Annotated in this window: 18 protein-coding genes; 12 read left to right on the forward strand and 6 right to left on the reverse strand. The window is 72.5% G+C overall.

The genetic code is table 11. The features are described 5' to 3' along the window. The first annotated feature begins 18 nt into the window (after window positions 1-18). The 7 genes from ACTYVM_RS23870 (at window position 19) to ACTYVM_RS23900 (ending at window position 10,697) form a co-directional block, all read left to right on the forward strand. The gene (locus ACTYVM_RS23870; protein ID WP_445527898.1) at window positions 19-726 is read left to right on the forward strand and encodes an ABC transporter ATP-binding protein; all 708 of its coding nucleotides are present in this window, start codon (window positions 19-21) and stop codon (window positions 724-726) included. Next, a complete protein-coding gene (locus tag ACTYVM_RS23875) occupies window positions 723-3,038 on the forward strand; it encodes an ABC transporter permease (RefSeq protein WP_445527899.1) in 2,316 nt (771 codons plus the stop codon). Before ACTYVM_RS23870 ends, ACTYVM_RS23875 begins: the two co-directional genes overlap by 4 nt. Window positions 3,039-3,196: 158 nt before the next feature. Next, entirely contained in the window at window positions 3,197-3,715 is a 519-nt protein-coding gene (locus ACTYVM_RS23880) for a hypothetical protein (protein WP_445527900.1), read from the forward strand. Beyond that, a complete protein-coding gene (locus ACTYVM_RS23885) occupies window positions 3,685-5,109 on the forward strand; it encodes a hypothetical protein (protein ID WP_445527901.1) in 1,425 nt (474 codons plus the stop codon). Before ACTYVM_RS23880 ends, ACTYVM_RS23885 begins: the two co-directional genes overlap by 31 nt. Then, window positions 5,106-6,548 carry a vWA domain-containing protein gene (locus ACTYVM_RS23890; protein WP_445527902.1) on the forward strand — a complete coding sequence of 481 codons (1,443 nt, stop codon included), beginning with the start codon at window positions 5,106-5,108 and terminating at the stop codon, window positions 6,546-6,548. Before ACTYVM_RS23885 ends, ACTYVM_RS23890 begins: the two co-directional genes overlap by 4 nt. A 55-nt stretch (window positions 6,549-6,603) precedes the next feature. Continuing rightward, a complete protein-coding gene (locus tag ACTYVM_RS23895; RefSeq protein ID WP_445527903.1) occupies window positions 6,604-7,725 on the forward strand; it encodes an ATP-binding protein in 1,122 nt (373 codons plus the stop codon). Further along, entirely contained in the window at window positions 7,722-10,697 is a 2,976-nt protein-coding gene (locus tag ACTYVM_RS23900) for a DUF5682 family protein (protein ID WP_445527904.1), read from the forward strand. The genes ACTYVM_RS23895 and ACTYVM_RS23900 overlap by 4 nt, the downstream gene beginning before the upstream one ends. A gap of 99 nt (window positions 10,698-10,796) precedes the next feature. On the opposite strand, the gene ACTYVM_RS23905 is transcribed toward ACTYVM_RS23900, so the two are convergent. The 4 genes from ACTYVM_RS23905 to ACTYVM_RS23920 all read right to left on the reverse strand — a co-directional run bounded on the left by ACTYVM_RS23905 (window position 10,797) and on the right by ACTYVM_RS23920 (window position 16,015). Then, entirely contained in the window at window positions 10,797-11,606 is an 810-nt protein-coding gene (locus tag ACTYVM_RS23905; RefSeq protein ID WP_445527905.1) for a hypothetical protein, read from the reverse strand. A 6-nt stretch (window positions 11,607-11,612) separates the two neighbouring features. Then, entirely contained in the window at window positions 11,613-12,641 is a 1,029-nt protein-coding gene (locus ACTYVM_RS23910) for an alpha/beta hydrolase (RefSeq protein WP_445527906.1), read from the reverse strand. 51 nt (window positions 12,642-12,692) lie between these two features. Continuing rightward, window positions 12,693-14,342 carry a phosphodiester glycosidase family protein gene (locus ACTYVM_RS23915; protein ID WP_445527907.1) on the reverse strand — a complete coding sequence of 550 codons (1,650 nt, stop codon included), beginning with the start codon at window positions 14,340-14,342 and terminating at the stop codon, window positions 12,693-12,695. A 281-nt stretch (window positions 14,343-14,623) separates the two neighbouring features. Then, window positions 14,624-16,015: a globin domain-containing protein gene (locus ACTYVM_RS23920; RefSeq protein WP_445527908.1), complete on the reverse strand. Its 1,392-nt coding sequence runs from the start codon at window positions 16,013-16,015 to the stop codon at window positions 14,624-14,626. Between the two features lie 416 nt (window positions 16,016-16,431). Here ACTYVM_RS23920 and ACTYVM_RS23925 point away from each other — a divergent pair, with 416 nt between their 5' ends. The 5 genes from ACTYVM_RS23925 to ACTYVM_RS23945 are packed head-to-tail and all read left to right on the forward strand — an operon-like array spanning window position 16,432 to window position 21,751. Further along, entirely contained in the window at window positions 16,432-17,385 is a 954-nt protein-coding gene (locus ACTYVM_RS23925; RefSeq protein ID WP_445527909.1) for an STM4015 family protein, read from the forward strand. Then, on the forward strand, window positions 17,382-18,638 hold the full coding sequence (locus ACTYVM_RS23930) for an STM4014 family protein (RefSeq protein ID WP_445527910.1): 1,257 nt from the start codon (window positions 17,382-17,384) through the stop codon (window positions 18,636-18,638). Before ACTYVM_RS23925 ends, ACTYVM_RS23930 begins: the two co-directional genes overlap by 4 nt. Window position 18,639: 1 nt before the next feature. Further along, window positions 18,640-19,446, forward strand: a complete 807-nt coding sequence (locus tag ACTYVM_RS23935; protein ID WP_445527928.1) for an STM4013/SEN3800 family hydrolase — start codon at window positions 18,640-18,642, stop codon at window positions 19,444-19,446. Window positions 19,447-19,448: 2 nt separating this feature from the next. Beyond that, window positions 19,449-20,819 carry an STM4012 family radical SAM protein gene (locus ACTYVM_RS23940; protein WP_445527911.1) on the forward strand — a complete coding sequence of 457 codons (1,371 nt, stop codon included), beginning with the start codon at window positions 19,449-19,451 and terminating at the stop codon, window positions 20,817-20,819. Window positions 20,820-20,836: 17 nt separating this feature from the next. Beyond that, window positions 20,837-21,751, forward strand: a complete 915-nt coding sequence (locus tag ACTYVM_RS23945) for an STM4011 family radical SAM protein (protein WP_445527912.1) — start codon at window positions 20,837-20,839, stop codon at window positions 21,749-21,751. A 24-nt stretch (window positions 21,752-21,775) separates the two neighbouring features. Here the strand turns inward: ACTYVM_RS23945 and ACTYVM_RS23950 are convergent, their stop codons facing one another. Both ACTYVM_RS23950 and ACTYVM_RS23955 read right to left on the reverse strand, forming a co-directional pair. Then, on the reverse strand, window positions 21,776-24,490 hold the full coding sequence (locus ACTYVM_RS23950; protein ID WP_445527913.1) for an ATP-binding protein: 2,715 nt from the start codon (window positions 24,488-24,490) through the stop codon (window positions 21,776-21,778). A gap of 490 nt (window positions 24,491-24,980) precedes the next feature. After that, window positions 24,981-26,201, reverse strand: a complete 1,221-nt coding sequence (locus tag ACTYVM_RS23955; protein WP_445527914.1) for an RNA-guided endonuclease InsQ/TnpB family protein — start codon at window positions 26,199-26,201, stop codon at window positions 24,981-24,983. Window positions 26,202-26,354: the final 153 nt, after the last annotated feature.

Consider the following 26,354-nt stretch of genomic DNA (forward strand, 5'->3'; position numbering starts at 1 on the left):
TCGCCTAGCGTCCCGTGCATGGTCACTGAGGACAGCAGCGGAGAGGCCGTCGTCCGACTCGACGGTGTGCGCAAGGAGTACGGCGGGACGACGGCCCTGGACGGGGTGTCGCTTCGGATCCGGGCCGGGGAGGCGGTCGCGGTGATGGGACCCTCGGGGTGCGGCAAATCCACGCTGCTCAACATGATTTCGGGCCTGGACCGTCCGACGGGCGGCACGGTCCTCGTGCACGGGGAGAACGTCGGGGCGCTGAGCGAGAAGGGCCTCGCGCTGTACCGGCGGCGGCGGATCGGCATGGTCTTCCAGTTCTTCAACCTCATCGACGACCTGTCCGCCCTGGACAACGTCGCGTTGGCCGCGCAGTTGACCGGCACCCCGGCCCGGCAGGCCCGCCGCCGCGCCCTGGAGCTCTTCGAGGAACTCGGCATCGCCGAGCGCCGGAACGCCTATCCCGCCGTGCTCAGTGGCGGTGAGCGGCAACGGGTCGCCGTGGCACGGGCGTTGATGAACCGCCCCGCCCTGCTGTTGGCGGACGAGCCGACCGGCGCCCTGGACAGCCGCTCCGGTGAGCAGGTGATGGACCTGCTGCTCGACCTCAACCAGATCGGGCAGACGCTGATCCTGGTCACTCACGACGAGCACCTCGCGCGGCGCTGCGCCAGCCGGCTGGTCCTCCTCGCCGACGGCCGGGTGGCCGGCGAGCACGCCCTGGAGCCGTCCGCGTGAGGGCGGTGTGGCGGGCCGCGCAGGCGGCGGTACGGCGGCGCAGGCTCCAGACGATCGTCATCTGGCTGGTCACGCTGACCTCGACCGGGGCGATCGTGGTCGCGCTCGGCCTGGTCGACTCGGCGTCCGCGCCGTTCGACAAGGCGTTCGCCGAGCAGCACGGCCCGCATGTCGTCGCCGCGTTCGATCCGGCCAGGGTCTCGGACACGCAGTTGGCGCGGGCGGCGCGGCGGCCCGAGGTCGAGGCCGCTGCCGGGCCCTTCGCGCAGGCCGTGCTGGACCTGCCGAGGGACGGCGCCCACGCCCACGGTCTTCCCGGCGCGGTCACGGTCGTGGGCCGTCCCGGTCCCGGGGGCCCGGTGGACCGGGTGGACCTGTGGGCGGGCCGCTGGGCCACCCGGCCCGGTGAGATCGTCGTGAACCGGCAGTCGGACGGGACGGCGCACGACCTCGGCGAGCGGATCAAGGTGCCCTCGGGGCCGACGCTCACCATCGTCGGGTTCGGCTTCGAGATGAGCCGCACCGCGGACGCCTGGGTCGTGCCCGGCCAGATGCCGGCCCTGCACCCGACGGCCACGCAGATGCTGTTCCGCTTCACGGACGCGTCCTCGGAGAGCCGGCTCCGCGCGGACCTGTCCGCGGTGACCGCGGGGCTGCCCAAGGAGGCGCTCACCGCCTCCCAGTCGTATCTCACGCTCAAGAGCCAGGTGGGAAGTTCGGCGCGGGCCTACGGCCCGTACCTGATGGCGTTCGGTGTTCTGGGCGTCGTGGTGGCGGTGCTCATCGTCGGCAACGTGGTGAGCGGCGCGGTGATCTCCGGCTTCCGGCACATCGGCATCCTCAAGGCCCTGGGGTTCACGCCGGGGCAGGTCGTCGCCGTGTACCTCACGATGGTCTCCGTCCCCGCGGTCGCGGGCTGCGTGGTCGGCACCGTCGTCGGGAATCTGCTGGCGCGTCCCCTCCTTCAGTTCGTGTTCATGGGGCCGGACGCGGGGATGTTCCACCGCAGCGTCGGCATCGCGCCCTGGGTGAACGTGCTCGCCCTGCTCGGCATGCCCTCCATCTGTGTGCTCGCCGCGCTCGGTCCGGCGGCGCGTGCGCACCGGCTGTCCGCGGCGCGGGCGATCAGCGCGGGCAGCGCCCCGCGCGCCGGGCGGGCGTTGGGCATTCAGCGTCGGCTGGCGGGCAGCGGGCTGCCGCGGTCGGTGAGCCTGGGGGTGGGCCTGCCGTTCGCCCGGCCGGGCCGCAGCGGCCTCACGCTCGCCGCCGTGGTCCTGGGGGTGGCCACCGTGACGTTCGCCACCGGCCTGGGAACGACGATGACCAGGTTCGGGAACGCGGGCCGGGACGCCTACCAGGTCTCGGTGTACGCGAGCAAGGTCAGCCACGGCAAGGTGATCGAGCCGGAGCACGGGGACCTCGCGCTCCAGTCGCTGCTGCGCTCGCTGCAGGGTGCGAGCGGCATCACCGCGAGGGGGGTCGCGGAGGCCCGCATCGCCGGCTCGGTGCGGTCGGTGATGATCGAGGGGCGCCGCGGTGACCGGCCGCAGGCGGACACCGTGCTCGTCGAAGGCCGATGGGCGCGCGGTACCGGCGAGATCGTGGCCCCCTCGGCCTTTCTGCACCGGCACGGCCTGCGGGTCGGTGACCGGCTCGTCCTGGAGAAGGGCGACCGCCGGGAGAAGGTGGTCGTCGTCGGCGAGTCCCTGGACACCAACGGCCAGGTGGTCTTCACCGACTGGCCGACGCTGACGGCGCTGTCCCCGCACGAGAAGCCCATCGCGTACCTGGTCGCGTTGCGCGGCGGCGCCGACCCGACCGCCTACGCGCGCGCGGCCAGGGCCGTCGACAACGGGATCGACCCGGTGCCGCAAGGCCCGAACACCATCACCCAGACCATCGTCGGCTCCGCGGCGCTGCTCACCGCGATGCTCGCCGTGGTGGCCTCCCTCGGCGTCCTCAACACGGTCGTCCTCAACTCCCGGGACCGGCGCCGCGACCTGGGCATGCTGAAGTCGATCGGCATGACACCGCGTCAGGTGACTGTGATGGTGGTGACGTCGATGGCGCTGCTCGGCGCGGTCGGCTCCCTGCTCGGTGTCCCGCTGGGCATCGCCGGCTACCACCTGGTGGTGCCGCGGATGGCGGACGCCGTGGACGTCGTCCTGCCCGCCTTCATGACGGACGTCTGGCGGGCCGGCACCCTGGCGCTCCTGGCCCTGTCGGGCGTCGCCATCGCGGTCCTGGGCGCGTTCGTCCCGGCACGGGGCGCGGCACTGCTGACGGTGGCGCAGGCGTTGCGCAACGAGTGAGGCCGCGGTGGTGGGTGGGGCCGGCGCGTCGCCTTCGCCGCGCCGCACACCGACGCCCCCGCACTCTCCCCCGACCGTCTTCCGGCGGAGTTGTCAGTGGCCCCCGCTAGGTTCGATCTCGTTCCGCCGAGGTGGCGTGAGCGCCCCCTTTCGCATGCATGGGAGATGGTGCGTTGTCGGTCTGGGAGAAGTCGAGCACGGCGCGGGTGGTGCCGTCCGCGCGGCCGCGGAAGCTCGCGAAGGTGCCGTTCGTCGAGCTGGCCGACGGGCGGTTGCAGGGGGTGGTCTCCAGCGGGTCGGACATCGGGCGCGTGTACGTGTCCTCGGTCGAGGCGGGGACGTACGCGTTCGCGTGCAGCACCAACAACAACCGCCCCTGCGGCGGGGCCCGCGGGATGTTCTGCAACCACATCCGCGCGCTCGTCGGGGAGGCCGTGCTGCAGTACGGCGCCGCGCGCGTGGCCCGGTACCTGAAGGTCGAGGTGGACGCGGCGGAGCCGGACGCGCACGCCGTCACCGACGCCATGACGGTCACCCGTCCTGCGGCGGCCGGGAGTTCGGCTGCGGCCCGGGTGTTCAGCCGGTTCCTTCGGCACCTGGCCTATCTCGAACTCGCGCCGAGCACCGCACCGGTGCCGGAGATGCAGTGGTTCCCGACGACGAGGGCGGTGGCCTGATGCATGCCGCTCTGCTCTCCGACGCCGTCGACGGCCTCGACGAGGCGCTCGCGGCCGTGGACGGGTTCGACGAGGCCCTCGTCGCCGGTCTGCTGCGTCCGCAGCCCGGCCAGGCGGCCGGGTTGACCGGGCTCGCCGACGCCGTCGCCGGGACGCCGCTGGCCGCGCGGGTGGCCGAGGCCGCCGACAAGGCGGTCGCCGGAGCCGCCGGCGAGGACCACTTCGTCGCCCTCGCCGCGGCCCGCACCGCCCTGCTCGGTTCCGTGCACGACGCGCTGACCGCCCGCGTCGAGGAGGCCGTCGGCCGGCCGCGGGTCGAGGAAGCCGGCACCGCGGCGGCCGGCGACGACGAACACGCGGCGAATCTGTACGCCGCCGCGCGTGGTTGGTTGTGCGACCTGGCGCGGGCCGGCTGGCAGAACATCGACCACGAACTCGTCGACGGGGCCGCGCCGGTCGTCTCCGCGCTGCTGCCCGACCCGGCGCTGCGCCGCCTGGCCACGCTGCTCGACGGCTTCGCCGCCGAACTCGCCGCCTCCTGCCCGGGGGCGACCCTGGAGCGCGTCCCCGTGCGCCGCTGGGCCGACCTGTGGTCGCGCGCCCTGCTGCTGACGCTGCCGGGTGCGGCGCGCGCTGCCTCCGTGGCCGAGGCGACCGGCCGGTTGTTGCCGCTCGGTGTCGACGTGCAGGAGCACGCCACCGCCGTACAGGCCCAGGTGCACGCGGTGTTCGAGCCCGCGGACGGTGGCACGCCCCGGCTGGTGCGCGCCTCGGTCTCCGCGCCCAAGCCCGACACGGTCGTCGGCGCCGGTCTGTGGCAGCTGCTGCGGCCGCACATGTCCCTGCTGGGGGCCGTCAGCGAGGGCCGCGCCATGGACCTGGACGCGATGCCCGTCACCGCCGAGGGCGACCTGATGTGGGACGACGCCCGTGCGCGTATGGGCGAGCCCGCGGATGTCCTCACCACTGCCCGGGTGGCCCTGCCCACCGCCGCCGCCTTCGCCGTGGCACCGCTGGACCGGCACCCGGCCCGGATCGCGGTGCCCGTCCTGCTGGAGGGGTACAGCGTTGAGGAGGGCGACGACGGAGTCGTCTTCCAGGTCGCCGGGTGCCGCCTGGCCGTCGACACCGACCGCGTCCCGGCCGCCGGCCCGCTCTCGCCCGAGGTCGTCGCCGCGTCCGGCGCGTGTGTCGGGCTGCTGCGCTGGGACGCCGGGGCGTTCCTGCTCCAGCCGCTCGCCGTCGAGCGGACCGTGCGGAAGAAGTCCGTCGCCGTGCACGCCGGGGCCTGGGCCGGGGGTACGGCCGACAAGGCCGGGGTCCGGGCCGAGAAGGCCGCCACCGACGCCGTCACCGTGCTGCGCGAACGTGCCGGAAGGCTGCTGCGGAAATGACCCACCGGCTGACCCACCACACCAGCGGGGACGCGGACGCCCCCGAGCCCGATCCGTACGACAACCGGCGGCAGGTCCTCTACTGGCGCCTGCTGGCCCGTCTCTTCGACCCGGAGGAGCAGGCCTCCCTGGAGTCGGCGAGTCTCGCCGTGGTCGAGGACATCGGCCTGCCGACCGCGCTGCTCGATCCCGGTGCGTCGGTCGACTCCGTCGTGCAGCGGCATCCGGAGCTGGCCGCCGAGTTCGACGGGCTGATGGCACCGGCGCCGGACGAGGACGGCGAGCGCGACCGGGCCGCCGAGGTGCGGCGGGCGGCGCTCGCGTCCAAGGTGCTGCTGAACGTCTTCGCCGCCCGCCCCGGCACCGTCACCGCCGAGCAGTTGGCCCACTGGCAGTCCGACGCGGACTGGCTGGAGCGGGCCCTGGGCTGCCGGCCCGGTGAACTGCGCGGCGGGCGCGGCGGCACTCACCGTAGGGGAGCCGGAGGGGGCGTCAGCCCGACCGGCACCGGCATCGGCGGCCCCGCGCCCGACCTCAGCCGGCTGATCCCGGCGATCGGTCCGGAACTCGGCTCCATCGAAGGCGATCTGGTCAAGCGCATGCACCTGCGCGAGGTGCTGGCCGACCCGCAGCTGGCCTCGCGGCTGACGCCGAGCATGTCCCTGATCGAGCAGTTGCTGCGCGACAAGAACAACCTCTCCGGCGTGGCCCTGGCCAACGCCAAGGCGCTGATCCGCCGTTACGTCGACGAGGTCACCGAGGTGCTGCGCACCCAGGTGGAGAAGGCCACCGTCGGCGAGCTCGACCGGTCCGTGCCGCCCAAGCGTGTGTTCCGCAACCTCGACCTCGACCGCACCATCTGGAAGAACCTCACCAACTGGAGCCCGGAGGAGGAACGGCTCTACGTCGACCGCCTCTACTACCGGCACACCAGCCGCAAGACGACGCCCCAGCGGCTGATCGTGGTCGTGGACCAGTCGGGTTCCATGGTCGACTCGATGGTCAACTGCACCATCCTGGCCTCCATCTTCGCCGGGCTGCCGAAGGTGGACGTCCACCTGATCGCCTACGACACCCAGGCCCTGGACCTCACTCCCTGGGCGCACGACCCGTTCGAGACGCTGCTGCGCACCAAGCTGGGCGGCGGCACCGACGGCACCGTCGCCATGCGGCTCGCCCAGCCGAAGATCGCCGAGCCGCGCAACACCGTCGTGGTGTGGATCTCCGACTTCTACGAGTGGAGCCACCAGGAGCTGTTCGACAGCATGGCCGCCGTTCACCGCTCGGGAGCGAAGTTCATCCCGGTCGGCTCGGTGACCAGCTCCGGGCGCGGCAGCGTCAACCCGTGGTTCCGGGAGCGGTTCAAGGACCTCGGCACGCCGGTGATCTCCGGCCACATCAAGAAGCTCGTACACGAACTCAAGACGTTTCTCACCTGATCACCGACCGTACGTCCGCGTCGTGGTGATCACCCCATGGAAAGGCCCTTCCCTCATGTCCGACCTGCTCCGTGCCCCCGCCGAGATCAAGTACGCCGAGGAACTCGACTGGCTGGAGTCGATCGACGACGGTCCCAAGCCGTTCTCCTGGCGCCTGTCCCCGAAGATGGTCCGTCTGTTCATCCTGGGCTCCGAGCGCTCCGACGGCCTGGACCGGGAGATCGCGCAGAAGTGGTTCGGCGACCGCAGCTTCGTCGAGCGCTCCATCGTCACCCTCGCGTCCGACCGCGGTCTGCTGCTCATCGGCGACCCCGGCACCGGCAAGAGCTGGCTGGCGGAGCTGCTGTCCGCCGCGATATCCCGCAACTCCACGCTGGTCGTGCAGGGCACGGCGGGCACCACCGAGGACCACATCAAGTACTCGTGGAACGTGTCCATGGTCATCGCCAAGGGCCAGTCACGGGAGTCGATGATCCCCTCGCCGATCATGACCGCGATGGAGGCCGGTGCCATCGGCCGCTTCGAGGAGCTGACCCGGTCCACGAGTGATGTCCAGGACGCGTTGATCTCGATCCTCTCCGAGAAGTACATCTCCGTCCCCGAACTGGAGAGCGGCGGCAGCGACAACATCGTCTTCGCCAAGCCCGGCTTCTCGATCATCGCCACGGCCAACAGCCGGGACCGGGGCGTCAACGACCTGTCCTCCGCGCTCAAGCGCCGCTTCAACTTCGTCCGCATCCCGGTCGTGACGAACAAGAAGAGCGAGGCGGAGATCGTCCGCTTCCGCACCGAGGAACTGCTGCGCCGGCACTCGATCGACCTCGACGTGCCGCCGACCCTGCTCGACGTGCTCCTGCAGAGCTTCGCCGACCTGCGCGCGTCCGCAGCCGCGGCCGGCAGCGACGACGAGAAGCTGGAGTCGGCGCTGTCGACGGCCGAGCAGATCGGCGTGCTGGAGGACGCCGTCCTGCACAGCAACTTCTTCGGTGAGCGCGCCCTGACGGCCCGCACGCTCGCCTCCTCGCTCGTCGGCTCCCTCACCCGCCGCGAGCCCGAGGACCTGGCCATCCTCAACAAGTACCTGCACGGTGTCGTCGAGCCGCGCAGCAAGGAGGAGGGCGGCTCCTGGCCCGAGTTCCTGGAGGGCGGCCGCGACGCGATCGCCACGCTGTCATGAGCGGGCCCCACGAGAGCGGCACGTTCGCCCCGCTGCGCGGGCAACTGAGGGAGGCCGCCGACACGTTCGCGGGCGGGCCCGACGCCCTGGAGGGCATCCTGCTCGGCATGGTCGACGACGTCGACCGGGCACTGCGGGAGCCGCTGGAGATCTTCCCCGTCTGCCATCACTCCCCCGCCTCGGCGACCGCCATGGCCCGGCGACTGCGCGAGAAGCAGCCCAAGGTGGTCTACCTGGAGCTGTGCGAGGACATGGCACCGCTGCTGACCGAACTGCGCAACTGCCGCCTGCCGGTGGCGGTGCAGGCGTTCGCCGGTGACGTCGACGGGTTCCCCCAGGACTGGGCTCCGCTGTCGGTCGTCGCGCCGATCACCGAGGCGTCCGCCGAGTACCAGGCCATCGCGTACGCCCTGGACACCCCGGGTGTGGAGCTGGTCCTCGTGGACCGGTCCGCGGACCACGTCTTCCAGTGGGACACCCGCGGCGAGCAGACGCGGGAGAGCACGGCGGAGGACACCGACCCGCCGGCCGAGCCCGAGGCCGCGCTGCACGGCGAGGCCGTCGGCGTCGAACTCGGCGACCTGAGGCCACGCTTCGCCGAACTGGAGGAGCACCTGCTGCGCCACGGCAAGGTGCGGCACTGGTCGGAGTGGTGGCACCAGTACGTCGAGGTGCCGCTCGGCGACAGCACCGCCGACCACGACACCTACCGCCAGGTGATGCTCCTCGTCGGCAGCCTGTTCCGGCGCCTCGCTCCGGGCGACGGCGACCGCGTCCGGGTGGACGAGGACCGCGAACGGTACATGTGGACCCGTATGCGCGAGCACTTGGAGGCGACCGGGACCGATCCGGCGGACTGTCTGTACGTGTGCGGGGCGTTCCACGCGGTCAGCCGCGTCGAGGAGTTCGGCGTGCACGGCGGCACCGACACGTTCACGATCACCCCGCGAACCGCCACCACCTGGCAGTACGGGCTGATCCCGTCCAGTCACGCGGCGATCGAGGCGCAGTTCGGTCTTGCCGCCGGCTCGGTGTCGATCGCCTCGACGGAGTGGGCGAAGAGCCTCAAGCGCACCCGGGTGCGGCCGTACCGGCTGGCGGGCCAGGCGGGTACGAAGAAGTCCGCGGCGAAGAAGACCCCCGGGAAGAAGGCCTCGGCAGCGAAGGTCGCGGCGGCGAAGGCCCGGGGAGGGGAAGCGACCGTTCCGGCACCGGAGTCCGCCGCCGCGGACCGGCTGTCCGGCTTCCTGCGCAGACCGCCCGTGCTCGACGGCCTGGACGAGGCCGAACTGCTCGGCTGGTCGGTGGACATCGTGCGCGCGGCCCGGCGCAACGGCTATCTCGCCTCCACCGCCGACGCCATCGCGGTGTTCGAGACGTCGGTCCTGCTCGCCGGGATGCGGGACCGGGCCAAGCCCACGCCGTACGACTTCCAGGACGCGGCGGTCACCTGCATCGAGAAGGACGCCGTGCCGGGGCGGCGGGACGTGCGGCGCCTCGTCGAGATCATGATGGGCGGCGACCGGATCGGCCAGGTCGGCTACGACGCGCTGCCGCCGCTCGCCCGCGACGTGCACGACCGGCTGGCGCCGCTCGGGCTGAAGCTCCAGCAGCGCGGCGTGCAACGCGCCCTGCTGGACATGGCCTCCCGGCCGGAACTCGAGGCCTGCTCCGACGTCCTGTGGATGCTGCGGCGCCTGATGCCGCACGGCGCGGCCCGGCCGATCATGGGCGAACGGCGGCTCGGTGAGCGTTCGATCCAGGAGTCCTGGGACCTGGCGCTCGGCACCCACCAGCGGGCCCTCATCGAACTCGGTTACGAGGGCGTCAGCATCGAGCAGGTCCTGGAGCAGCGGCTGCGGCGCGACGCCTACGCCCCGCAGGCCACGACCGCGACCGTACTGGCCGCGGTGGAGGACGCGACGCTGTACCTGCGCAGCCGCCGCCTCGCCGACGAACTCGGCACGCACGCGCTGAAGGTGCTCGCCACCGAACGCAGCGTCGACGGCGCGCCGGAGGTGCTGCGCCGGGTGCGCGGGCTGCTGGCGTACTACCGCACGAGTGAACCGGTGCTGCCGTCGTGGATCGAGTCGTTCGTCAAGACGGGTTACGCCCACTACTGCACGCTGCTGCCGATGGCGTTCCGGGACGAGGACGCGACGGTCGGGCAGGTCGCGGCGATGCTCGGCTTCCTGTTCAGCATGGAGAGCCTCGCGCTGTCGCTGGGGTGCGACCGGGCCCAGTTGGAGCTTGCGGTCGCCCAGTCGCATCCCGAGGAGCCGTCGAAGACGGCCCTGCTGTGGGCGGCGCAGGTGCAGCTGGGCACGTTGTCCCGGGCGGAGCTGCGGGGCCGGTGCGAGGCGCTGCTGGACAATCCGCTGGTGGTGCCCGCCTATCCCCGTTACCTCAGCGGCTTCGTCCACGCGCTGGAGCCGGTGCCGGGGTTGGCGGACGTGGTCGTGGAGGCGGTGTCGAACGCGTTCGGGCGGTTGCCCGACGCGGTGCTGCTGCCGTGGCTGCCGCTGCTCATCACCACCCTGCGGTCCGGTGCCGCCGAGCTCGCCCCGCTGCTGATGCGCGAGGCCGGCCGGATCTTCCCGGGCCGGCTGGCGGCCTTGGACGCGTGGATACCGCCGTGGCGTACGCCCCCGGCCGCGCCCGCCGGACGCCGGACGCAGTCCGCGGAGCACGGCCGCCAAGGCGCCGCGCTGGTGCCGGCGCATCCGGCGACCTGCGACGCGGTGGCGGAACTGCTCGGCTGCGCGCAGGGGTGGACGCCGGCCGACGTCCCGCTGCCGTCGGGTGCCGGGTTGCTCACCGCGTACCCGGCGACGTGCGACGCGGTGGCGGAGCTGCTGGGCTGCGACGGGGCGTGGGCGGCTGCGTACGGCTCCGCACCTTCGGGTGCCGCGCTGACGAGCCGGTATCCGGCCACGGCGACGGCCTTGGAGTCCCTGCTCACCACCGCGTGACAGCGACGGTCTACGGCGCCGGCCGGGTCCTGGGCCCCCACCAGGACCCAGCCGGCCCGGCGCGCCGGTGGCCGCCGTGCCGCGCTGACCGCTTTCGTCTCACGGCTTGCTCAGGAGGTTCTCCCTCAGCTGGTCCGCGTTCATCGCCACCAGGCGTGGTACGCGGTCGTTCCACCGCGCGGCCAGGTTGTCCAGGGACTGGATCACGGATCGGCGTATCCGGCCGGCGGCCACGGCGAGGACGACCGCGGCGACCGGTCGCAGGAGCCGGCGGCCGCGCAGGGAGACGGTGACGTGTAGGTCCCATCCGCCGTCGTCCCGGGACGGGGAAGGCCGGGGAACCGCTTGTACGTCCGCCCGGATCCAGCGGTGATCGAGCCGGGCCGAGGCGGGGGCCGAGGGTGGGGTGCGGTCGGTGTCCGCGGCGGGCCACCAGTCGTCCAGCCGCACCCGGGCGCGGCCCGCCATGTCGAACAGCGTGCGTGGTTTCGCGTCGCCGCGTGTCCGGCCGCTGACCTCGACCAGGCTCGGGCGGTCGGGGCTCTTCAGGGTCGCGTCCAGTTCGACGTTCATGTCGTCTGCGGCCAGGGCGAGTTCGAGGCGGACAGCGCGGCGGTGATCCCACTCCCCGACGGTGATCTGTACGGTTTCGCTCGCGTCCGCGTCCTTGTCCTTGTCCTTGCCCTCGTCCTCGTCCTCGTCCTCGTCCTCGATGAGGTAGACCGAGCCGGGTCGCAGGTGTCTCCCTCGGGCGAGTCGGATGTCCGGGATCACCTGTCCATCGGGCAGTACGAGCCCTCGTTCGTCCGCCTGGCTCTCCTCCAGCAGGGTGCGGATCGCGGCGAGGGCGTCGACGAGCCACGGGTACGGGACCGGTGCGAGAACCACCTTGTGTCTGACGGAAACCATGCGGTGTCAGCCGTCCACGCGCAGGGCGCCCAGCAGCATCGGCAGTGAGGCGTGCAGCTCGCGCTGCCAGTAGGCCCAGCCGTGGGTTCCCGGTCCGTAGAAATGGGTGGTCACGTGCTTCGCGCCCACGCGCGCCAGTTCGGCGGCCAGGGCGTGGTTCTGGCGGTTGAAGTCGGACTCGAGCTCGCTCGTGCTGCCCGGGGAGTCCAGGGGGCCCGTGGTGCCGTCACCGCACGACAGGTACACGGGGATCGACCTGAGCCGCTTGGCCAGGTGGAACGGATCGTGCGCCGCCCAGATGCCGCGCTGGGCGGCCGGGTCGCCCCAGACCCGCAGGGGGTCGTCGCCCTGGCCGGCGAAGTAGCCCAGGATGCGGTTCACCGACTCCTCGTTCAGCAGCGGGTGCGCCGAGCCGGAGTACGCCGCGGTCGCCTTGAACATTCCGGGGTGCCGGGCGGCGTACAGCAGGGCGCCCTGGCCTCCCATCGACAGGCCGGCGACGACGCGGTTGCTGCCGGCGGCCCAGTCACGCTCCAGGAGCTGCCGCAGCTCGACCGTGTGGAAGGTCTCCCACGCGGGGTCGCCGCCCTGGCCGTGGTTCCACCAGTCGCTGTACCAGCCGTTCCAGCCGGCCTCCGGCATCACCACGAGCACGTTGCGCAGGCTGTCGATGCGGGCGACGTCCGTGAGGGCGGTCCAGGAGGTGTAGTCCCCGCAACAGCCGTGCAGCAGCCAGAAGGTCGGCCAATGCTGGCGTCGGTCGCTCGGGTTCCAGCCGTCGGGGGTGAGGAGCCGGACCTTGACCGTCCGGCCGCCCAGGGCCGGTGAGCGCACGGACAGGTCGACCTGGCGGTCCGCGACCTGGGTGACCGCGACGACCTCGGTGCCTCGTGGCTTCGGGGAAGGGGCAAGCGCGGCGTCGGCCGCCCCCGTCGCCGCGGGCGAGGCGGCGCGGGCCAAGGCCGTCGGCGTGGTCGGCGCGAGGGTGAGAAGCAGTGCGGTGAGGACGAGCAGGACTCGGGTTCGAAGGGTCATCGCGGCTCCCTGTGCTTGGTCGCGGCTCGAGCTTTCTTCGACCGGGCGGGGTCAACTCCGTCGGGGCAGGATCAGCAAGGCGTCTCCGACGGGGCGTTCGCCGGCGGCGTCGGACGGCTGGTTGAGGACGTTGCCGTCGACCACCATCGTGGTGGAGCCGCCCCCGTCCAGGTTGATCGCGTCGCGCAGTCCGAGTGACTTGGCGATCTCGGCGCTCTCGGTGATGCTGAGCCCGAGCGCGCCGGTGCTGCGTCCGTCGGCGGTGATGAGCACCGTGCGTCCGGCGGCGTCCACTCCGGCCAGCGTGCGCGGGTTTCGCTTGTGCCCCCAGCCGTAGTAGAAGCTCGGGTCGTCCGGGTGCACCATGCCGTCGGTGGCCGGTGTGACGTGGAGCCGCCCGTCGCGGACCAGTTCGGGGCCGCCGTTCACGATGTCGGTCCTGGGTGAGGGCGTCACCGGGTGTCCCCGTCCGTCCAGCAGGGTGGCCTTGATGTTCAGGTGGTCACCGGTCCGTGCGAGGGCGGTCAGCTCGGCGACGCGCCGGCCGGTGGCCTGCACGGAGCTGCCGCCGGCCGGGAGAGGTCCGCCACGTGGCGTGCGCAGCTCCACGACTCGGTCATGGGCGTCCAGGACTGCTTCGAGTCCCGCGCCCTGCGGGGTGCGTTGCCCGAAGTCGGTGGTGAAGGCGACGAGTTCGTCGGCGTTGGTGCAGGTCACGTCGTGCAGCGGGAGTGAGGTCGGGATGTCGTGTGCGTCGCCGCCGCAGTTCCTGATCAGTCCCGGCACGCGGTTGATGCCGTTCAGGCTCAGCGAGGTGCCCCGGCCGGTGACCCGCCCTTGCCAGGTGAAGCGGGTGATCTCGGTCCGGCGGCCGTTGGCGTGCGTGACGAGGCCGGGGCGTCCGTTGACGGGTTCGCTCAGCAGGCGGCCGTCGTAGACACCGACGCCTGCCGGGTCTCCTGGTGCGCCCGCGAGGGGGTCGAGGACGAAGAACCCGGCGTTGACCGCCGCGGTGGCGCCGGCCGCGTTCGACAGCTCGCTGGTCGTCTCGCGGTTCTCCAGGTCGGGGCCGTACGACGCCTTGAGGCCCCCGTGGAACCGGTGCGGGTCGATGGTGAGCACGTCGACCCGCCACGGGCCCCTGGCCGTGCGGTCGCCGTCCCAGCCGGTGTACACCGCTGATCCCGCGTACCCCGCCGCCTTCAACCGGGTCTGTTCGGAGGTCGCGTCGGACTGCGCGTCGAACGAACCGACGCGGACCCGCCACCCGAGCGTGCCGCCGGCGTAGTCGGCCGTACTCGACGTCGTCACCTGCTCGACCCGGGCCTGGAAGCCGTCGCGCTTCAGATCGGCGGCCAGCTCGTCGGCGCTCGCTCTGTCCTTCAGGGCGGTCGGCGGCGCGTCGGGGTCCGGTGACGTCTCACCGCCGGGAATGGACACCTCGACCGTCCAGCGAAGTGCCGAGTCGGTGGCACCGCGCACGATGCGGGTGAGGGTGACGCCCGGCTGGAGGGTTGTCGTCGTACGGGTCTCGGTCAGGTCGGACGGTCCCAGTGGCAGGGTCCGGGCCTGCTGACCCGGCTGTGTGTCCGGCGACACCTGCGCCGGTGTGGCCTGTGCCGGGTTCGCCTGTGCCGGGACGACACCCATCACGACGAGGGCGCCGAGGGCAGCACCGGCACCGCACAGTCTCTTCTTCATCTGCACCGCCTGGAAGCAGGGGACAAGTGGTCTGGAGGACAGGTCGCGGCAGCCTGGTTCGGGCGTCGGCACAGCAGATCGTGCCGCGGTCACGCGAGTCCCCCGGGCCGACTCTGACTCGAACATGACATTCACGCCCTCCTGGCCGGTCATGGTGCCAGCCGTGCAGGCGACACGAAAGCCCTGCCGTTCCTTGCGGTTGGCAGGGCTTTCGCGTAAACGGGGCCTCCGTCAGCTCCCGATCGGCTCCGGAAGCAGGCGCCGGCCGTCGCGGCGGTCGGTCACGCCGGGATCGACTGGCTCTGGAACACCCGGGCTCCGGCCGAGCCGAAGGCGCCGACGGATGCGGGCAGGTCCCGCGGGCCGGCCGGCAGCGGGTCGTGGCGGACGTGGTCGGCGGGCAGCCCGGCCCGGGTGAGCGCGGCCGTCACCGTCCGGACCATCGCCGGCGGCCCGGCGAGCAGCGCGCGGCCGGCCGGCGCGGGGCGGCTCCGGGTCACCGCGCGGGCCAGGCGGTCGTACGCGCCCTCCCCCGGTACCCCGCCCGTCACCGGGACCACGGTCAGCCACGGGCGGCGGCGTTCGAACCCGGTCAGGTACTCGGTGTCGTACAGGTCGGACAGCGCGTCGGCGCCCAGGAAGAGCCGCACCCGGCCCGTCCGGTGCTCGGACGCCGGCCGCAGGCGGCCTTCCAGCTCCTGGAGCAGCGCCTTCATCGCGGCCCAGCCGGTGTCCCAGGCCACCAGCCGGAGTTCACCCGTCGGCTCCTCGCCGAGCCCCAGGTTCCCCTTGGGAGGACCGAGCCGTACCCGGTCCCCGACCGCGGTGTGGCACACCAGCGCCTCACTCACGCCGCCGGTGCCGGTGCACCGGACGTGGAACTCCAGCTCCCCGTCCCGGCCGGGGTCGCCGGCCAGGTAGTACGAGCGCCAGGTGTGCGGCAGCCGCGCGGACTCCAGCGCGGTGTACTGCCCGGCCCGGTACCGGAACGTCTCGTGCGGTCGTACCCGGAGCACCGCGAGGTCCGGTCCGCACAGCCGATGGGCCGTCACCGTGGCCTCCCAGCACGGCGGCTCGTGCAGCGCCGCGTCCGCGCCCTGCACCATGGCGGTGATCCCGAAGCGCACCATCCGGACCCACGCCTGCTCGAGTTCCGCGGACCAGTGCGCGCCGGCACGGATGCGCAGCGCCTCGCAGAGCGCGGTTTCGAACGCCGCGTACTGCGCCGGGCGCACGCCGAGCTTGCGGTGGTCGCGGCCCAGCTGGGTGAACGTCGCGGTGATCTGCTCGGGCCGGTCGAGGTGTTCGAGCAGGTACCAGAACGCCCTCGTCAGGTGGGCCTGCTGGAACGCCATCTCGGCGGGGAACAGCGACCGCAGGGAGGGGTGCCGGGTGAACAGCGCGTCGTAGAGGTGGGCGATCAGCTCTTCGAACGGCGTCACCAGGTCCAGATGCCGCATGATGACCTGCTGATCGGCCGCCCCCTCGTACGGCTGCCCCTCGTGCGACTGCCCGCCATACGGCTGCCCGTCGCACGACTGTCCGACCGGGCCGCGTATGCCACTGCCGCTGTCCGTGCCCGGGAAGCCGCCGGTGGAGAGCATCTGCCGGCGCAGTCGCATGGCGTCGTGCCGGGCCAGGAGTGCGTGGTACGTCCCGTCTTCCGCGCTCATGATCAGCGCCCCCTCCGCGTCTCACGCCCGACGGCGGTCCACCGCGTGGCGTCCGTTCCAGCCGTGCCCGGTGCGACGGCCGGGGCCGGTGCGCACCGGGCCGGGCGGTCAGGTGCGCTGCCCGGGAGCTGGCGGATGAGTCGAGACATGGGTGGGCTCCTGAAGAGACGTGTGCGGAACGGTAGCCGGATACGACGGGAACAACGGACGTTCCGTCCGATGAAACCGCAGGTCAGTATGGCATTAGGGGCATTTTCCCCAACGTCCCTGGTGGCAAGGGCCGTTAGGCCCTGGACAGGGCCGACATCGTGCGCCGCACCCCCCGACGTACCCGGCCCGTCACCTCGATGTCAGAGCCGCTTGGTACAACTCTTCACGAACGACGCAACGCGTGCGAGCACCAGGAGGCCAGCGACATGTCCCACGTCGAGCATCTGAAGGAGCTGCATGGCCTCCCGGCCCTCGACTTCGCCCAGTTCGCGGGGAAGCGGGAGCTGCCGGAGGCGGGCACCGCGGCCTGGCGGCTGGCCGTCGACCCGTACGGGGACTCCCCTGAGGACTTCGGTGCCCTGTGGGACCGCTTCCTCGACTCCGTCGACCCCGCCGGTGTGCGTGCCCTCATCGTGGGTCAGTGGGGTGAGCCGTACGACAACGACTCCAGCGGCATCGTGCGGCACCTCGTGGACGCCCGTGACCGGCTGACCGCGCTTCGGGCCGTGTTCATCGGGGACCTGGAGATGGAGGAGGCGGAGATCTCCTGGATCGAGCAGTGCGATGTCACGCCGGTCCTCGAGGCGTATCCGCTGCTGGAGGAGTTCGGGGTCCGCGGCGGCACCGGGCTGCGCTTCCCGGCGGTCCGGCACGAGCGTCTGCGCAGGCTCCGCTTCGAGGCCGGCGGCCTGCCCGGCGAGGTCGTGCGCGGTGTCGCCGCCGGCGAGTTCCCCGCCCTGGAGCACCTCGACCTGTGGCTCGGGGTGGAGGAGTACGGCGGCGACGCGCAGGTCGCCGACCTCGCCCCGATCCTGGCCGGCGGACGCTTCCCGGCGCTGCGCCATCTCGGGCTGCGCAACAGCGAGATCCAGGACGAGATCGCCACCGCCGTCGCCGGGGCCCCTGTCGTCGCCGAGTTGGCCTCGCTCGACCTGTCGCTCGGCGTACTCACCGACGAGGGCGCGACGGCCCTGCTCGGCGGTCGGCCGCTCACCCACCTGACCCGGCTCGACCTCCACCACAACTTCCTCAGCGAGCCCGTGGCCGAGCGGATCCGTACGGCGCTGGAGCCGTCCGGCGTCGAGGTCGACCTGTCGGAGCGCGGCCGGGCGTGGGAGGACGACGGCGTCGTCCACCGCTTCACCGCGGTCGCGGAATGAGGCCGTCCTGTCCGGCGTCCGCCGTCGGCCTTCGGTTCGCCGTCGTCGGCAATCCCGAGAACCGGCGGACGACGATGTTCGCGGACGCCGTGCGGGCGGCCGGTCACCCGGCACCCCGTGTGCTCGCGTGGCGGGACGTGCTGCGCGGGCGGTACGCCTTCACACCGGGCGAGTTGGTGCGGCTCGACTCCCCCGGCGAGAACGCCGAGGTCGACCGGTTGCTGCGGGACACCGACGACCCGACCCGGGTCGAGGGAACGGCCCTGTGGCACCGCCGTTTCACCGCCGCGGTGCGGGAGGTGACCGCCGCGGCGCGGCGTGCGGGCGCGGTGACGACCGCCGACCCGGAGGACGTCGCGGTCATGTTCGACAAGCGGCGCTGCCACGCGCGGCTCGCCGCCGCGGGCGTCCCGGTCCCTCCGGCTCCGACGGGTCCGTTCGGCGGCTGGTCGGGGCGGGACGGGCTTCGGGAGCAGCTGACGGCGGCCCGGATCTCACGGGCGTTCGTGAAGCCGGCGCACGGGTCGTCGGCCTCCGGTGTCGTGGCGCTGACGCTGGCGGGACCGGGCCGTGTCAGGGCGACGACCTCCGTGGAGACCACGGCCGACGGGCACCTCCACAACTCCCTCCGGGTGCGCCACTACACCTCGGAGGCCGGCGTCGCGGCCCTCGTCGACGCCCTGGTCCCGGACGGGGTCCACGTCGAGCGGTGGCTGCCGAAGGCCTCGCAGGGCGGCCGGGCCGCCGACCTGCGGGTGGTCGTGGTGGCAGGACGCGCCACGCATGCCGTGGTACGGACCAGCCGGCACCCCATGACGAATCTGCACCTCGGTGGCGCCCGTGGCGACCTGGACGCGGCACGTGCGGCGATCCGCGCCGCGGGGGGCGACTTCACCGACGTGCTGGACGTGGCCGAACAGGCGGCCGCGTGCTTCCCGGGCACCCTGTGCGTCGGCGTGGACATCCTGCCGGCGACGGGCTGGCGCCGTTTCACGGTCGGCGAGGTGAACGCGTTCGGGGACCTGCTGCCCCGCCTCACCGGCCTGCCGGGCAGCGGCGCCGAGGGCCTGGACACCTACGCCGCACAGGTCGCCGCCGCACCGGCTCTCACACTGGTCGCCACCGCACCGGCCCTCACGCAGGCCCCCGCACCGACCCCCGTGCCGGCCCCCGCAGTCGCCGGACCTGCCGTCGCCCCTGCCGCCGCACGGCGAGCAGAACGCAAGGAGCACCACCATGACAGCGCCGCTTGACATGAACGACATCGTGGGCAGCCACGACCTCCTGTTCGTCACGCTCGACACCCTCCGCTACGACGTGGCGCAGGAGCTGGCGGCGGCCGGCCGCATCCCGCACCTGGCCCGGCACCTGCCCGGCGGCGCCTGGGAACGCCGGCACGCCCCCGGCAGCTTCACCTACGCCTCCCACCAGGCGATGTTCGCGGGCTTCCTGCCGACACCGGCCGCGCCCGGTCCGCATCCCCGGCTCTTCGCCGCCCGGTTCGCGGGCAGTGAGACCACCGCGAAGGGCACCTTCGTCCACGACACCCCCGACCTGGTCTCGGGTCTGGCCGCCGTCGGCTACCGCACCGTGTGCGTCGGAGGTGTGGGCTTCTTCAACAATCAGGGACCGCTGGGCTCGGTCCTGCCGGGGATGTTCCAGGAGAGCCACTGGGAACCGGAGTTCGGCGTCACCTCCCCCACGTCCTTCGAGGCCCAGGTGGCCCGCGCGGAGAAGGTGGTGGCCGGACTCCCCCAGGATCAGCGCCTGTTCCTCTTCGTGAACGCGTCGGCCCTGCACCAACCCAACTGGTTCCACCTGCCCGGCGCCACCCGCGAGGCGGGCGACACGCGGGCCAGCCACGCCGCGGCACTGGAGTACGTGGACCAGCACATGGGACGGCTCCTGGCCGCCGTCAGCAGCCGCCGCCCCTGTTTCGCCATCGTCTGCTCCGACCACGGCACGGCGTACGGCGAGGACGGCTACCACGGCCACCGCATCGGCCACGACGTCGTCTGGACCGTGCCCTACGCCCACTTCTTCGTCGACGGGGCCCGATGACCATGGGCATCACCAGCACCGGGGCGGCAGCCGCGCCCGGCACCGTCCGCCCGTACCAGCAGTACGTCTACGCGTACCCGCACAAGACCGCGTACCGCCCACTCCCCCGGGAGCGGGCGTCCCTGCGCGCGCTGTGGGCGAACGAACCGAAGGACGCCCTCTCGCTCTACTTCCACATACCGTTCTGCGAAGTCCGCTGCGGCTTCTGCAACCTCTTCACCCGGATCGGGGCGCCGGACGGTCTGACCACCGCCTACCTGGACGCGATGGAGCGTCAGGCGGACACCGTGCGCGAGGCGCTGGGCGACGGGGCGCGGTTCGCGAACGCGGCCTTCGGCGGCGGCACTCCGACGTTCCTCCAGGCGGCGGAGCTGGAGCGGCTGTGCGATCTGGCGGAGCACGGTCTGGGCGCCGACCTCGCCGCGATCCCGCTGTCGGTGGAGGCCTCGCCGGCCACGGCGACCGCGGACCGGCTGGCCGTGCTGGCCGCCCGCGGCACCACGCGGCTGAGCCTGGGCGTGCAGAGCTTCGTCGACTCCGAGGCGCGCACGGCCGTACGCCCCCAGCGCCGGGCGGACGTCGAGGCGGCCCTCGCCCGGATCCGCGACACGGCCATCCCCGTCCTCAACATCGACCTGATCTACGGCATCGACGGCCAGACCGAGGCGTCCTGGACCCGTTCCCTGGACGCCGTCCTCGCCTGGCGGCCGGAGGAGCTGTATCTCTATCCCCTCTACGTGCGCCCGCTCACCGGTCTCGGCCGGCACCGCGGGTCGGCGCCCGGCGGCGACGCCGACTGGGACGAGCAGCGGCTGCGGTTGTACCGCCACGGCCGCGACCACCTGCTCGCGCGAGGCTACGAGCAGGTGTCGATGCGCATGTTCCGCCGTGCGGGCGCCCCCGCCACCGGCGGCGAGGACTACGCGTGCCAGACCGACGGCATGGTCGGCCTCGGCTGCGGTTCCCGCTCGTACACCTCCACGCTGCACTACTCCTTCGACTACGCCGTGGACATGCACCGCATCCGCGGGATCATCGACGACTACACGGCACGCCCGGCCGAGGGCTTCCGGCACGCGGACTTCGGCTGGGAGATGGACGCGGACGAGTCCCGGCGCCGCCATCTGCTCCAGTCGCTGCTTCAGGCCGAGGGCCTGCCCGTGGCGGAGTACCGGACCCGTTTCGGCACGGCGCCCGACGACGACTTCGCCGCCGATCTTGACCGGTTCCGCGCGCGGGGCTGGCTGGACGACACCGCGGGCCCGGAGTTGCTGCGGCTCTCCCCGGAGGGCCTGGCCCACTCCGACGCGCTGGGCCCCGAGTTGTTCTCCGCCGCCGTGCGCGAACGCATGACCGCCTACCGGCCGAAGTGACGGAGGCCGCGTCCCGTATGGACCTGACGATCCTCTACCGCGGCCCGCTGGCCTCGTGCGACTACGACTGCCCGTACTGCCCGTTCGCCAAGCGCCGGGACAGCCGTGCCCAACTCAACTCGGACCGAGCCGCGTTGGAGCGCTTTGCCACCTGGGCTACGGCGCAGCGCGACGACCATCTCTCGCTGCTGTTCACCCCGTGGGGCGAGGGCCTGGTGCGCTCCTGGTACCGGCGTACGCTCGCGGAGCTGAGCCGGCTGCCGCACATCCGCCGGGTGGCGATCCAGACCAACCTCAGCTGCCGCACCGACTGGCTGGACGCGGCCGACCTGGACACCCTCGCCTTGTGGTGCACCTTCCACCCCGGGCAGACACCGTACGACCGCTTCCTGGCCAAGTGCCACGACCTGGCCGCGCGCGGAGTCCGCCACAGCATCGGTGTCGTCGGCCTCCCCGAGCACCTGGACGACGCGCGCCGGCTGCGCGTCGACCTCCCCTCCCACGTGTACCTGTGGGTCAACGCCGCCGAGGGGCACACCTACACCGACGCCGAGGCCGACCGGTGGACGGCCCTGGACCCGCTCTTCCCGTACAGCCGCCACCCGCACCGCAGCGCGGGTCTGCCCTGTCGTACGGGAGAGTCGGTCGTCTCGGTGGACGGCGAGGGCACGGTGCGCCGCTGCCACTTCGTCCGGTCGGAGCTGGGCAATCTGTACGACGGCTCCTACCGGCGGGCCCTGCGCCCCCGCCCGTGCCCGCTGGCCGTGTGCGACTGCCACATCGGCTACGTGCACCTGGAGACGCTGCCGCTGTACGACGTGTTCGCGGGCGGCGTCCTGGAGCGGATCCCGGCCGCGCCGCCCGCGGTTCAGCCCTCCCAGCTGTCCCAGCTGTCCCAGCCTTCTCGGACCTCTCGGACGCGGCCGCGCTGACATGTCCTTTCACTTCGCCCCGGTTCAGCCCTGCTCCGTGGTGCACGCTCCGCGCCGTGCCAGCGGACGTGTCCCGTTGAGCCGCAGTCCCAGCCCGGCCTGCTCGGCGCGGCCCCGCTCGGCGAGCCGGTCGGCACCGCACTCCTCCGCCAGCTCGACCCCCTCGGCCAGAAGCCCGGCCGCCCGGTCCGTGCCGCCACCGCGCACGACCTCCACGCCGAGGTCGATCAGGGCCTCGGCGTAGGCGTGCCGGCTGGGCGAGCGGCGCAGTATCTCCACCGCGCGCTCCCGCAGGGGCAGCACCTGCCCTTCCTCGGCCACCGCCGCGCCGAAGCCCAGCGCCTCGCCGACGGCGGTGGGCGTGCCGTAGCGCTCCGCCCGCCGCAGCATCTTCGCCGTGAGGGAGCGGGCGCGCGCGGGATCCTCCTCGGCGACGGCGAGGGCGAGGTGGCCCGCCCAGGGGCACCAGGTCGGGTTGACGATGCCCTTGGCCTCCAACCGTGCCCCGGCGGCCGTGAGTTGGGCTTCGGCCTCCTTGCGCAGGCCGCGGGCGAGCAGCAGCCGCCCGTAGACCGTCTGAGAGTCCGGGAAGACCACCGCGTTCAGGTACGGGGGCGCGAAGTGGTACCTCCTGGCGACGTGCAGCGCCTCCTCCACGCGGCCCCGGGACAGCAGGACGTCCACCAGCAGCCCCACGGCATACCACCGCGCGGGCACCCGGTCGCCCACCCGCTCGGCCAGGCGCACGCCCTCGCGTGCGCACTCCTCCGCCTTGACGAGCATCCCGCGCCGGAACCAGACCAGGCCGAGCAGGGTGAAGCCGAAGGAGAGGTGGGCGCCGCTCCAGCCGACCTGCTCGCACTCGGCGATGGCCGAGCTGAACAGTTCCTCGGCGCGGTCGCATTCGTCGGCGTACATGTAGCTGAGCGCGGCCACGCTCGGCAGTTCGAAGCCCCAGTCCGGGTCGGTGTAGCTCAGGCCCATGGCGCGTTGGGCGACGTCCAGCGTGTCCGCGGCCGGCTCTCCGCGCAGCATCGCGTCCCAGGTGCGGACGCACAGCAGGGCCCGCTCCTCGACGGTCTGTCCGGGCAGGTGCTCGGCGAGCCGTGCGAGCCGCTGGGAGCGGTCGGAGGCCTGCTCCTCGTGCGCGTCGAAGACCAGCCACAGGTAGTGCGCCACCTGCATGCGCAGTCGTGCCCGGGGGGACTGTGCCCGGTCGACCTCGGTGCCTGCGACGGCGGCCGCCTTGGCGAGTTCGTCGTTGTGGGCGAACACCTGGGCCAGCCGGAAGGTGGCGTTCTCCCTGATCTCGGGGTCCAGGAAGGGCTGTTCCAGGGCGGCGGTGAGGTGGTTGCCCGTGGTGGCGGGAGCGGTGAGCAGGGCGGAGCAGCCGAGTTCGTAGAGCACGCCCGCCCGGTCCTCGGGCGCGGGGGGTTCACGCAGCGCGCGTTCCAGACAGCGCCGGGCGGCGTCGGGCGCGCCAAGACTGAGGTTCTCGCGTGCGGCGGCGCGCAGTTGGCGGACGGTGTTCGGGTCGCCCTCGGGGTGGGTCTCGAGCAGGTGCCGGGCGGCGGCGGTCATGCCCAGGCCCGCGTCGGCGACCGCCCAGGCGGCCTGACCGTGCAACGCGGTGCGCGTGACCGGCGGGATGGCCTGGTACACGGCGGTGGCGATGAGCGGGTGGACGAACTCGAGGGTGCGGGTGCCGGAGAGAATGCGGGCGACGCGCAGCCGGTCCACGGCGGCCTGGGCCTCGGCCGGGGGCAGTCCGGCCACGGTCGAGGCCAGTTCCGCGGAGATCTCGGTGCCGAGCACCGCGGCGGCCCAGGCGAGCCGGACCGCGGCGTGGCCGAGCCTCTCCAGGCGCTTGACCAGGCCGGTGCCCCGTGCGCTGGCGGCGAGTTCACCCAGCAGGGAGGCCGACTCCGCGTCCGGGGCGAGGCCGCGGTCCTGGACCCTGGCCATGAGCTCGACGGCTTCGTAGGGGTTGCCGCCGGTGACCACCCAGCACTCGCGGCAGAAGACGTCGTCGGCCTCCGCCCCGAGCGAGCCCCGCACCAGTTCGGCGACCGCCTCCGGGCTGAGGGCGTGCAGCGGGATCGGGCGTGCGCCGCGTCCCTCGACCAGTTCGCGGAACGTCTGCGCCTCGGCGGGCACTTCGTCCGGTCGGTAGCCGACGACGACCAGCACGGGGAGTTCCCGCGCCCGGACCGCGAAGGCGGCGAGCCAGGCGAGCGACTCCAGGTCGCCCCAGTGGGCGTCGTCCAGGACGATCACGACGGGTGCGCGGAGCACGGCCACCTGGGTGACGACCCAGTCCAGGCCGTCCCGCACGCCCTGCGGGTCCGGTCCCGCGGTGCCGGTCTGCTGGGCGAACAGGCCGACGGCCGGTCCGGCGATCTCGTACCACCCGCCGAATATCTCGCGCCGCTCGGCCTCGGTGCAGGAGGCGAGGACGGGCTGGAGCAACTGGCGTACGACGTGGAAGGGGACGGTGTGCTCCTGCTCGCTGCCCCGGGCGGACAGCACGGTGCAACCGCGTGCGGCGGCCATGCGCCGGACCTCGGTCAGCACGGTCGTCTTGCCCAGACCGGCGGCGGCGCTGTAGAACAGCAGCCCGCCCCGCCTGCCTTCGTCCTTCCCCTCGCCCGCGCAGATCCCCTCCACCGCTTTCTCGGCGGCGGTCACCTCGTCATCGCGCTCGTACAGGGGTTTCCCCAGCCGATCGCGTCCGTCCACGATGGTGGTCCTCTCGGTGCGCTGCCGTTCCGACACTCCGTTACCCCTGATCTGCCGGTATGGCGGGAAGCCTAGCGAAACGCACACGAGTACTGCACAGTTGCATGCGAATTGGTTGCGGACCGCCGGGCGAGGGTACTCACGCCCCGATCTGACGCCTCGTCAGGCCTCCGGGTCGGCCGGAAACAGCTCGGGGTGCTGCGCCAGGGCCAGTCGGCTGCGCCGGATGTGACCGGCCAGAAAGCGCTCGGCGTCGGCGGGTGGGAGCCCCCTGGAACCGTTCCAGGTGGGCTTGCCGGTCCGGGGCGGCGGTTGATCCTAGAGAGTGTTGAAGTCGGGGACGGTGAGGGAGCCGTCTGCGGCAAGTGGGAACCCCAGGTTGTGAGCGACTTCCCAGGCATGTCCGTCATGGTCGACGAAGACTCCTGCTTGACTTGCTCCTCGGGCTGAAGCCCGAGGATTCTGGCCTTCCGCTCCGGTGTCTGTGCCGCTATGCGGCGCTGGCTCCGGTGCGGATTCCGTGGCTTCCTGCTTCACCGCGCTGTGCCGGAATACGTTCCGGTCTTACCTGCGCTCCACAGGCTGTCACCGCCAGTCCGACGGCCTTGATGTTGATGGCGGCGTTGTGGTCCCGGTCGTGGACCGTGCCGCAGGCGGTGCAGGTCCATTCCCGCACGTTGAGGGGTTTGGGCCCGTCGCGGTGACCGCAGGCGGAGCACACCTGGCTGGTGGGCTCGAACCGGCCGACCTTGACGAAGGTGCGCCCGTACCGGGCGGCCTTGTAGGCGAGCATGGTCACGAACTGGGACCAGCCCGCGTCGTGGATACTCTTGGCCAGCCGGGTGCGCGCCAGACCGCCCACCGCCAGGTCCTCCACCGCGACCGCTTGGTTCTCACGGATCACTTTCGTGGACAACTGGTGGTGGAACTCGCGGCGCGCGTCGGCCACCCGCGCGTGGGCGCGGGCCACCTTCAGACGGGCCTTGGCCCGGTTCTTCGAGCCCTTCTGCTTACGGGACAGCTCCCGCTGCGCCTTCTTCAGTTTCTTCTCCGCCCGGCGCAGGAACCGCGGGGAGTCGATCTTCGTGCCGTCGGACAGGACCGCGAAGTGGGTGAGTCCGAGGTCGATGCCCACCGTCCGGTCGGTGTCGGGCATGCGGGCCGCGTCGGCGGCCGGGTCGGTGTCGACGACGAAGGAGGCGAAGTACCGCCCGGCAGCGTCCTTCGTCACGGTCACCGAGGACGGGACGGCAGGAAGAGACCGTGACCATTTCACCCGCACCTCGCCGATCTTCGGCAGGTTCAGCCGCCCCGTGGCGGTGATCTTCCAGCGGGCGTTCGCGGTGAACCGGATCGCCTGCCTGGCATCCTTGCGCGACTTGAACCGCGGCGCGCCCACCTTCGGGCCCTTGCGTCGGCCCTTCAGAGAGGTGAAGAAGTTGCGGTAGGCGGTCTCGACGTCCCGCAGTGCCTGCTGCAGCACCACCGCGGACACCTCGCCCAGCCAGTGCCGCTCACTAGTCTTCTTCGCCTCGGTGAGAAGCGTCTTCGACAGCACCGCCGCGGTGGGAAACGGCTGGCCTGCCGCCCGGGCCCGTTCCCGCGCCGCGACCGCGTCGTTGTACACCACCCGCGCGCATCCGAACGCCCGGGCCAGCGCGATGCGCTGACCGGGTGTCGGGTCGAGACGGAAGACGTACCGAAGCTGCACGATCCGGACGCTAGCACCGGTCACCGACAGTCCGGGGCGGATCAGCCGAATCCAGCTCCGCTGGAACGATCCGGCAACGCTCCGCGTCGCGACCCCCGGATTCGCCTCACCACCCGCGTGAACGCCGGTGCACTGCGAATGAAGGCCGGTAGC

The sequence above is a fragment of the Streptomyces cyslabdanicus genome (genome assembly GCF_052663305.1).